Source organism: Mesorhizobium montanum (genome assembly GCF_033977145.1).
Classification (GTDB): domain Bacteria; phylum Pseudomonadota; class Alphaproteobacteria; order Rhizobiales; family Rhizobiaceae; genus Mesorhizobium; species Mesorhizobium montanum.
Genome location: NZ_JAVIJF010000047.1, coordinates 1 through 9182, shown reverse-complemented (window position 1 = coordinate 9182; position 9182 = coordinate 1). Strand labels below are relative to the sequence as shown.

At 59.1% G+C, this 9182-nt stretch carries 9 protein-coding genes and 2 pseudogenes; 7 read left to right on the top strand and 4 right to left on the bottom strand.

Annotated features, from left to right (window positions below):
* The 3 genes and pseudogenes from RFM68_RS33195 to RFM68_RS33185 all read left to right on the top strand — a co-directional run.
* On the top strand, positions 1-251 hold a 251-nt coding region (locus RFM68_RS33195), incomplete at its 5' end, for a transposase (protein ID WP_320237150.1).
* Between the two features lie 3 nt (positions 252-254).
* A complete protein-coding gene (gene ku / locus RFM68_RS33190) occupies positions 255-1013 on the top strand; it encodes a non-homologous end joining protein Ku (RefSeq protein ID WP_430695009.1) in 759 nt (252 codons plus the stop codon).
* A gap of 17 nt (positions 1014-1030) precedes the next feature.
* Positions 1031-1422: pseudogene (locus RFM68_RS33185) on the top strand (IS1 family transposase); the annotation flags it as partial.
* Between the two features lie 27 nt (positions 1423-1449).
* On the opposite strand, the gene RFM68_RS33180 reads toward RFM68_RS33185, so the two are convergent.
* Positions 1450-1620 (bottom strand): hypothetical protein, encoded by a 171-nt coding sequence (locus RFM68_RS33180; protein ID WP_320237147.1) that lies wholly within the window; start codon positions 1618-1620, stop codon positions 1450-1452.
* Between the two features lie 433 nt (positions 1621-2053).
* Here RFM68_RS33180 and RFM68_RS33175 point away from each other — a divergent pair, with 433 nt between their 5' ends.
* The 4 genes from RFM68_RS33175 to RFM68_RS33160 all read left to right on the top strand — a co-directional run bounded on the left by RFM68_RS33175 (position 2054) and on the right by RFM68_RS33160 (position 5343).
* Complete coding sequence (locus RFM68_RS33175) at positions 2054-2230, top strand: hypothetical protein (RefSeq protein WP_320237146.1); 177 nt, start codon at positions 2054-2056, stop codon at positions 2228-2230.
* A 525-nt stretch (positions 2231-2755) separates the two neighbouring features.
* The gene (locus tag RFM68_RS33170; RefSeq protein WP_320237145.1) at positions 2756-3364 is read left to right on the top strand and encodes a cysteine hydrolase family protein; all 609 of its coding nucleotides are present in this window, start codon (positions 2756-2758) and stop codon (positions 3362-3364) included.
* Positions 3365-3968: 604 nt separating this feature from the next.
* Complete coding sequence (locus RFM68_RS33165) at positions 3969-4892, top strand: DMT family transporter (RefSeq protein ID WP_320237144.1); 924 nt, start codon at positions 3969-3971, stop codon at positions 4890-4892.
* Between the two features lie 265 nt (positions 4893-5157).
* On the top strand, positions 5158-5343 hold the full coding sequence (locus tag RFM68_RS33160; protein WP_320237151.1) for a DUF3008 family protein: 186 nt from the start codon (positions 5158-5160) through the stop codon (positions 5341-5343).
* Positions 5344-5697: 354 nt separating this feature from the next.
* Here RFM68_RS33160 and RFM68_RS33150 read toward each other — a convergent pair whose 3' ends face one another.
* The 3 genes and pseudogenes from RFM68_RS33150 to RFM68_RS33805 all read right to left on the bottom strand — a co-directional run bounded on the left by RFM68_RS33150 (position 5698) and on the right by RFM68_RS33805 (position 8947).
* A complete protein-coding gene (locus RFM68_RS33150) occupies positions 5698-6075 on the bottom strand; it encodes a hypothetical protein (RefSeq protein WP_320237143.1) in 378 nt (125 codons plus the stop codon).
* Between the two features lie 125 nt (positions 6076-6200).
* On the bottom strand, positions 6201-7295 hold the full coding sequence (locus tag RFM68_RS33145) for an FAD-dependent oxidoreductase (RefSeq protein ID WP_320237142.1): 1095 nt from the start codon (positions 7293-7295) through the stop codon (positions 6201-6203).
* 462 nt (positions 7296-7757) lie between these two features.
* Positions 7758-8947: pseudogene (locus RFM68_RS33805) on the bottom strand (outer membrane protein assembly factor BamB family protein).
* Positions 8948-9182 lie beyond the last annotated feature (235 nt).

Genomic DNA, 9182 nt, shown 5'->3' with positions numbered 1-9182 from the left:
AAAGGCTGGAGTTCCACTACACCCCCAAGCACGCCAGCTGGCTCAACATGGTCGAGATCGAAATCGGCGTCCTGCGCAGCCAATGCCTCGACCGCCGCATCGAAAGCCACCAGCGCCTCATCGTCGAGGTCGCCGCCTGGGAGCACCAGCGAAACGCCAGCGGCGCGCGCATCAATTGGATGTTCTCGACCGAACAGGCGCGCCTCAAATTGGCCAAAGCCTATCCAAGGCCCACCGCCAAAGAGTCATAATCCCTGTGCAGAGGTACTAGTGAATCCTCGAAGATCCATTTCAGAATATTGAACCGGAAGGACGGCCTGCCGGTGAAGAGCGCATACGTCGATGAGGGGACTGGTGAGCCAGTGGACGCCGAGGATCAAGTCAAGGGCTTCGAGACCGATAAGAACGATTTCATCCAGATCGAGCCTAACGAGATCAAGGCGCTGAAACTGACCTCTGAACACACGCTCGAAATCGGCGAATTTGTGCCGCTCGCCGAGATCGACACACGCTACCTCGAAAAGCCCTATTACCTAATCCCTGCTGACGAGGCTTCAGTCGAGGCGTTCAACGTTATTCGAGAGGCCATGAAGAATAAACGAGTGGGGGCGCGGTCCTGTGTCGTCCTCTACCAGCGTGGGCGAGAAGTTCTCATCCAGCCCTTCGGCAAAGGCATGCTTTCCACCGAATTGCGAGATCGCAATGAGATGGTTTCGGAGGCGTCGGTATTCGAAGGCTTGCAGAGGCAGGACTACGATCCGGAGCTGCTCGAAATTGCCGGACTGCTAATCGGCAAGAAGGCGACGAAATTCGATCCGTCGAAATTTGAGAATACATACGAGAACGCGCTGATTGCCATGATCGATGCCAAGCGCAAGGGCAAGAAGCCGCCCACGGCCGCGCCGAGACCGCGCGAGAACGTCGTCGATCTGGCCGACGTTCTACGCAAAAGCCTTGCCAAGGAGGGCATTAGCGGCAAGTCCCCCGCCGGACGCAGACGCAAGTCGGCTTAACGCTTGGTAGTGCACAGGGTGCTTCGCCTGACAGCGCCAAGGGCCGCTACAGCCCGGCCGATTGCACCGGCATCAAGAAGAATCGCATTGAAGGCGATCCCGATATCGCGCATGTCAGCACGTCATATGTCGAGCGATGAACCTCAATATCCGCATGGGCAATCGTCGCTTCACGCGCCTTACCAATGCGTTTTCGAAGAAGATCGACAACCATCTGCACATGCTGTCACTCTATTTTTACCACCACAATTTTTGCCGCGTTCACAAGACGCTTCGCATGTGGCCGGCCATGGCCGCTGGCGTCTCGGAAACACTTCGCGATGTCGAATGGATTGTCAGCCTTATCGACGCAAGGGCCGAAGCTCCGAAGCGTCCCGCCACCTACAGGAAAAAAGCCCCGGCTTTGTGAGCCGGGGCCGACTGGAATCAGAACAGATCAAGCTGCGAAGATGGCGAGACGCCGGGGAACTTTGATCCTGAAATGGGCAGCGATGTTGTGCTGCGCCATTCCGATATCGAGCAGGCATTTGATCTTTGCCGCCATTTCCGGGGTAACGTCCGGAGAACGACGGCGGCGAGGAAATGGGACAATATTGTCCACTGTCATGTGCGCTTTTCCTTACGTGGCGCGCACTATCCGAGTTGAAAGATCGTCAGACTCGCTGTATAAACTCCGAGTCAAGTGGAAGCTTAGACAGCTTCTTTCGACCTCGCCTGACTCAGATAGCATCGACTTCAGGCTAGTCATGAAGGCGGGTGACGCATTGGTGGTGCGACCCGCCTTTTTGCTTCCCGAATCAGTTTCGGTTAGCACCCATCACAACTATCAAAAGTCCACACGGAATCCGAGTCGATTTGTCGCAGTCCACGCACAAGTTGTGGGAAAGAGCCGTTATCCCCACATCGGCGACCGGACTATGCAGCGATTTACCAGTCGGCCAGAGGAATACGGTCCTCGACAGGTCGGCAGTGAAAAATAACGCCTGTTGGTGGAACCAAGTCACGCCAGTCGCGTTCGCGCCCTTTGGGGATGTGCTCGCATGGCCGAGAACGAAGAAGCGCGCGCCCGCGCAAAAGCCGCTAGGGAAAGCTACGTCCACTGGCTTGTCGGCAGAACCGGCATAACGGCTATCCAAGCCCATGAGCTTATCGACTTGCTCGGGACGGCCAATCTGGCGTCACTGGTGCGCGAAGCGCTCTTGCTGCTGAAAAAGTAGCCTCTACCTACCGGCAGGGGGCTGGCCGGTGCAGTGGTGATTTTGGGGATGCGCCGCACCGGCCAATGCGGGTTCGGCGGCAACAACCGGTTCCCGCGCTGATTAATCTATGGCACATTAGAACTTGCTCAATTGGGACTGAATGCCCTAGGTCGCTCGGGCACAAAGGCGCTTAGGGTCGCGCCGGCTCTGTCCCTTTCCATCGGATGAACGGCCATAGCTAAGCCTAAGAAAATGTTAATGTCACTCGCCGCATAGGCGGAGCATAATGGCTTTCTACCCCGCAGTGGGGCAAGGGCCCGGCCTGTCCCCCCGCAAGTCCCTCCAAACCCCGATAGGCCGGGCGCCCGCTCGCATTTTAGGCGCGTCCATTCGGGAAGCCCACGCGCCGAAGCTCTCGTAGTCCGCAAGGCCGGCGTGAAGGTCAGATAGGTCGGCCATTTTCAAACTGACGCACCACCTAACGCTTGACTACCTTCGGCACTTCTTCACCGCGCCTAAAACCAACTTCCGACAGGAATTCTGATGTCGTCCTCCGGCTTGCGCTATGGTCCTCTCGACAAAAGTTGCGTCCATGTCTGTGTCGATATGCAGCGATTATTCGCCGAGCCTTCGGAATGGGCGACTCCGTGGATCACCCGAGTTCTTCCAAGGATCGTCAGCCTTGTGGAATGGAAAGCAGAGCAAACCGTCTTTACCCGCTTCGTGCCGGCAGAAAGGGCCGGTATGGGTGCCGGTAGCTGGAGCCGGTATTACGAGCGCTGGTCATCGATGACGATCGAGAATGTAGGCCCGGGGATGATTGAATTGCTGCCGCCTTTGCACTCATTTTGTCCGCCGGCGCAGGTGGTCGACAAACGCATTTACTCGCCTTGGCCTGGAGGCAGGCTGCAAGCACTGCTTGCCGGCCGCCAAATCGATACGCTGGTGGTCACCGGCGGCGAGACCGATGTATGCGTGCTTGCAACCGTCCTCGGAGCGATCGACATCGGCTACCGCGTCGTGCTGGTCACCGATGCGCTTTGCAGCTCCTCGGACGCGACGCATGATGCGCTGATGACCGTCTACCAGCAACGCTTTGCGCAACAGGTAGAGACCGTCGAAATGGAGACGGTCCTTTCGGCCTGGACCTAGAGCGGTCAGTTTCAGAGCAGTTCAGCTGCATCCGCGCCGGCACCGACCCTGCCGCTCACCCGTGCGCCTTACGAGGTGCCGAAGTGGCACGAGAGGGTTGAGCACTGGACAATAACCCGCGCTGTTGCCACTCGCGATGGAGCAGGACGTAACCATCGCTCGGCCCGGTCGTCGGCATGCTCCTTCAGATCGATTTCCTGAGCAGGAGACGCATGTATCCCTCCACCTTGTTCTGCTTCAGCAACGTGTTCAGCCTCTGGCCCCACGCCTTGCAGATCTCTGAGCGAGCCCCATCCGACGATCGGATGATTGAAGGTCTTGATTTGGACGTGATCGGTGACAGCAGGTCCCACGTAACTTGTTCAAAGAGGAAGAACACAGAGGGAGACTGCGAGGAGGCGCGGGCAGGCAACTAGGTTACAAATGCCGGCCCAGCCCGCCCGCGTCCCAACAAGTCTCCGCACGCGAGTTGGAACAATCCGCAGGATGAAAGGTTAGCGCGGATGCTCAATCAGCTGGGCGGCGTCTCCCATTGAGGTCGGTCCGCGGCGGACAAGCCCATCTGCCGCCGGCTGATCAGGATCGACTGGCGCGTACACTCACCATGCAGGATGGCGGCAAGGCCAAGGCCAACAACTGGACGACGAATGCCAAGCTGGCGACCGGGATGGCTCTTTTCGGTTCAGCGACACCGATAAGCAAGATAGTTGCCTCCGCTATGCCGGTCTTCGTGGCTTCGACGCTCCGCGTGGCGATTGGCGCGTTGGTTCTGTTTCCGTTCATCGCGCGCGACTGGCACGACATCGGCAAGCTCTCTCGGCGCGATTGGTTACTTGTGACGGCGATAGCGCTGTTCGGCATGTTCGGCTTTTCGGTCCTGATGCTGTATGGCATGGGGATGGTGCCCGGGACTGTTGGCGCGACGGTCATGAGCACCACGCCTGCGGTAACATCGACTGCATCGATAGCACTTCTCAAAGACAAGCCGACCTGGCGCAAGATCGCCGCAGTGACGCTAGCGGTCGGCGGCGTGCTGATCCTGCAATTGGGCCAAATCGGCGAGGGCGATACCGCTGGAAATAGTCTTCTCCTTGGATCCACCCTGGTCTTCGGCGCCGTCTGCTGCGAGACGATTTACACTCTCGTGGGCAAAAAGGCGTCCGAGACCATTGATCCGGTGCTTGTCGCCTTTCTTGCCGCGGCGATCGCCGTGCCGGTCTTCATTCCCTTCGCCATCTGGCAATGGCAGGATTTCCAGCTGAGGCATGTCACCGCGGCGGACTGGCTTGCGCTGGTGTGGTACGGAGCAGGCACGCTCGCCCTCGGAAGCTGGTTCTGGTATTCGGGCGTCAGCAGGGCGGAAGGCGCGGTCGCGGCCGGTTTCATGGGGGTAATGCCGGCATCGGCGCTGATACTATCGTATCTGCTGCTCGATGAGCCGTTTCGCCCTATCCACCTGATTGGCTTTGCTTTCGTCTTCCTGAGCGTTCTGCTTATTGCCTGGGAGAACGCGAAAACCGGTGGCTGAAACTCGTATTAATCACTTCTCGCCTTGTTGAGAAGGAGGCCGGATTTACTCCTTCCGACTAGCCACGCGATCAAGCATGGGCCGTTGCAGCGCGGGAAAGCTGCCGATCGTCAGCATGGCCAGGTTCCTGAACGCCTGGACGGATGCATTAGTCGACTGCGCCGATGACAAGATGCTCACCGAGTGCATGGGAACTACCACTCCAGGACTGGCGTTATCAACTTGTCTGGAGTTCTCGAAGAGACAGTCCGAAAGGAGCAAGCAGATGCCTGCCAAATCCAAGGCCCAGCAGATGGCCGCCGGCGCAGCCCTGGCGGCGAAGCGCGGAGAGAAAAAGAAAAGCGAGCTCAAAGGCGCATCCAAGAGCATGGAAAAGTCCATGAGCGAAAAAGAACTCGATAAGATGGCTTCGACGAATCAAAAGGGAAAGGCGCAGCATAAAAAATCATGAAACTGTGGATGCGTCTCAGTGGATAAAGCACTAAGAGTTAATTGCTAAAGTTAATATGTTTTATCACATAGACATGTTGAACGATACACCATGCCAAAGAAGTGCGAAAATAGTCACGATAAGCAAAACGCCAAGCCAAGGCGGCCGCCACTATAGTATCCGGTGCCGTAGAACCGCAGTCCGCTAAGGCCACCCAACAGCGCAAGAATCAGGATTGTTCCTAGACTCCATAGCATTCCCCTGTTGGATGAGCGCCCGGCTATTCCATCCGACCGGCGAGCAGGCACACGAGCCGCTTCCGGGCCTTACCTAGATCTGTTGGAAAAGCGGTGATCTGGCGCGATTGGTAGGCAGCTAGTGAAGCCTGCTTTTGGGAGGCTTGGCGGTCGACCAGGCCAGTTTGATTTCGTTAAGCTCTTTCTCAAGTTCCAGCGCAAGCCGCACAACGGGATCAGGAATCAAAATCAACTCGTTCCCGCGCTGTGCCACCTGCGCCTTCGCGGCCGAAAGCTCTGCGCCCGCCATTGAACCGGTCGATTTCGACAGCAATCGCGACAGGTATTGCTGCTGCAAGGCATGAATTTCTTCCAACAGGCCTAGAAACTTCAATGCATCCGCCGTCGGCAGGCTTTTGCATCTGAGTCGGTCTATCCGGTCGTGCTGACGGGCGATTTGGCGCTCGCCATCTCGAACATGCCGTTGCGCTATGCGGATGTGCTCATCAATCTGCATCGCCGACAACGCCCGTAAGCGCACGCGGTTCCTTTCAAAGAGGCAAGCCACAGGCGAGGAGCATTCGTCTCCGCCCGCTATTCCGGAGCGATCAGGATCGAGCAGCTTCTTGTCTGATAGTCCTGCTACTCCCTCAGACCGGCAACGCGCTCGAGAAGGGGCTTTTGCAAGGTGGGGAAGCTGCCGATGGTTATCATCGCCAGGTTTCTGAACGTCTGGACGAAACCGTTGGTCGACTGCACCGCCGACAGAATGCGTTCGCTGAGCTCGATCCAACGATGCCCCACCGGCCGGCGTTCATCCGTATATCCAGCCAGCGTGCCCCCGCCGAAACGCCGGGCGAAGCAGGCGGCATCTTCGATGCCGAGATTCATGCCCCGCGCGCCAAGCGGCGAGTGAACATGCGCGGCGTCGCCGCCGAGGAAGACGCGGGCGTTCTGGTAGCGTCTCGCCTGCTTGGCAGGGATATGGAAATGATCGGTCCTCAGCACCTGCGACACGCGGTAACTGCCCGGCACATGCGCCAACGCATCGGGTGTGTTGGAGACAGAGCGAAAGCGGTTGTCGCCGATCGGTATGATGAAGCCGACGTCGCCGCCACGATTGAGGAAGCCCTGTGCGGCTCCCGGCTCGTAAGGCCAGGAAGCGATCTCCGCATCGGTGATGCTCCATTGCCGCCTGTGGGTATAGCCCTCGAATTCGATGCCTGATAATTTGCGGACCGCGCTGTTCGCCCCGTCGGCGCCAAAGACGAGGTCGAAGCGTTGTCTTTGCTCTTCACCGCTTCGGCTGGTCCGAACTTCCACCCTCTCGGCTTGCTGGGTGAGGCCGACCAGCTCCGTGCGCCATTCGACGTCGACGCCATATGTCGCCAGCGTATCGGCCATGATTCTTTCGGTGTCGCGCTGCGGCAACGACAAGAGGAAATTATAGCGGTGCGGCAGCAGCGAGAAGTCGATTATGAGCAGCTCCCGCGTTTCCGTGTGGAAATGCGCGTGGCGGACCTTGAGCCCTTCAGCCAGCAGTTTCCCGCTCACCCCGGACGCTTCCAGCACATCGAGGCTGTGCGCGCTGATTCCCACAGCCTTGCTGAGCGGCGTGGGTCCATCCTTCTTGTCTATGATGCGGGGGCGGGCGCCACGTCGCGCAAGCTCCAATGCGGCTGTCAGTCCCGTCGGACCGGCGCCCACGATGAGGATGGAGACTTTTTCTCGGGGCACGACCGTCGCCTTTCTCAAATTGTCGGCACGATATGGCACTTATCGAAGATATGATCAGACCGAACGCTTGGTAGCGATGGAGGTTGCTAACCAAGCCGGCCGTGTTCCCCTCAGGACGATTTTTGCTGATCGCCCAGTAACTCCTAGCGCGAGAGCGACGGCGAAACTCATACCGACTTGGAACTGTTTTTTCCGACGCTGGTTTGGATGTCGAAGCGCGACTTCATCGATGCCTGACCGCAAGACGGGTTCCGCGATAAAGAGACGTTCATGTTTCACATCGGCATATGGATGCTGGTTGTCGCCTCCGTTCCCCTGATCGTGCTTTTGGGCTGGATGTATTTCCTCGCCAGGCGCCGAAGCGCACGAGCACGCAACAGAAACCGAGCAGGGAATGGACCGCATGGCGGCCGGACGAGCTAGCGGCTCCCGCGTTTCTTATAGCCGGCAGCTTCAGCGCGCTCATGCTGAAGGCAAAGCATAGGCGATGACTTCGTCGCCGACCTTGGTTTCCATGAAATGATGGCCGCCGGGCGCGATGACGATGTACTGCCTGCCTTCGACCGCATAGGTCATTGGCGTCTGGCCGCCGGCGGGAAGATCGGCGTGCCTCACTTCCTTGGCTGTCTTGATGTCGATCGCGCGCAGCTTGTTGTCGGTGGTCGCGGCGATGAAGATCAGGCCGCCGGCCGTAACCAGCGGACCGCCATTGTTTGGCGTGCCGATGGTAAGCGGCAGCATTGAAGAAATACCGAACGGACCGTTGTTGTTTGCGCTGCCGAACGGCTCATCCCACAGCGTCCTGCCGGTCTTGAGATCGATCGCGCGGATGTGATCATAGGGCGGCTTCGAACAGAGCAGTCCCGTGGGCAGGCGCCAGCCGGCATTGACGGCAATGGCGTATGGCGATCCGGCCTGCGGGTCGCCAATGTCCTTCGCCTTCTTCGAGCTGCCGCCCTGGTCGATCGGCTTGAAGCCCATCCCGTCTGCATTCTCGCGCGGAATGAGCTGGTCATAATTCGGCATGTCGTTGTAGTTGGCGATCAGCATGCCGCTGCCGGTATCGACAGCGATGCTGCCCCAGTCCGACCCCCCATTATAGCCGGGATATTCGATGAACGGCCGGTCGACGGTGGGTGGCGTGTACTCGCCCTGATAGGAGGCGCGATGGAACTGGATGCGGCAGTAAAGCTGATCCAGCGGCTCATGCCCCACATGTCCTTCTCGGTGAGCACCGGCTGGTCGAGATGCGCGTAGCCGGAATAGGGCGGGGTCTTGGAGAGTTTGTCGGGCTCGACGCCGCCCGAGGGGACCTTGCGCTCCTCGACCGGGAAGAGCGGCTTGCCGGTCTTGCGGTCGAGCACATAGATCCGGCCCTGCTTGCTCGGCACGATGATGGCTGCGGTCTTGCCGGTCACGGTCGGAAAATCGACCAGCGTCGGCTGCGAGCCGAGGTCATAGTCCCAAAGGTCGTGTTGCATAGTCTGGAAGTGCCAGACAGGCTTGCCGGTGGTGACATCGATGGCGACGATCGACGAGTTGAATTGATTCTCGAAGTCCTTGCGGTCGACGCCGTAATAGTCGACCGCGGCATTGCCGAGCGGCAGGTAGACATAGCCGAGCTTTGGATCGGCGGCGGCGACGGGCCACATGTTCGGCGTGCCGCGCGTGTAGGTGTCGCCGGCGGGCGGCACGCCGGTGCGGTCAGCTGACGCGGCTCGGCGCCGAGACCGTCGAGGAGGTCGAGGCGTGAGCGGCCTTCGCCTCACATTCGTGCTCGGCGCGCTGATCGTTGCCGGCTGCCGGCAGGACATGGAGGATCAGCCGCGCTACGATCCGCTGGAGGCCAGCAACCAGTTCGCCGACGGCATGTCGGCCCGTACGCCG

Bases quoted from the DNA above. Each gene is read 5' to 3' on its own strand.
- RFM68_RS33180 (WP_320237147.1), bottom strand. From the start codon at position 1,620: ATGACAGTGGACAATATTGTCCCATTTCCTCGCCGCCGTCGTTCTCCG.
- RFM68_RS33175 (WP_320237146.1), top strand. From the start codon at position 2,054: ATGGCCGAGAACGAAGAAGCGCGCGCCCGCGCAAAAGCCGCTAGGGAA.
- RFM68_RS33170 (WP_320237145.1), top strand. From the start codon at position 2,756: ATGTCGTCCTCCGGCTTGCGCTATGGTCCTCTCGACAAAAGTTGCGTC.
- RFM68_RS33165 (WP_320237144.1), top strand. From the start codon at position 3,969: ATGCAGGATGGCGGCAAGGCCAAGGCCAACAACTGGACGACGAATGCC.
- RFM68_RS33160 (WP_320237151.1), top strand. From the start codon at position 5,158: ATGCCTGCCAAATCCAAGGCCCAGCAGATGGCCGCCGGCGCAGCCCTG.
- RFM68_RS33150 (WP_320237143.1), bottom strand. From the start codon at position 6,075: ATGCAGATTGATGAGCACATCCGCATAGCGCAACGGCATGTTCGAGAT.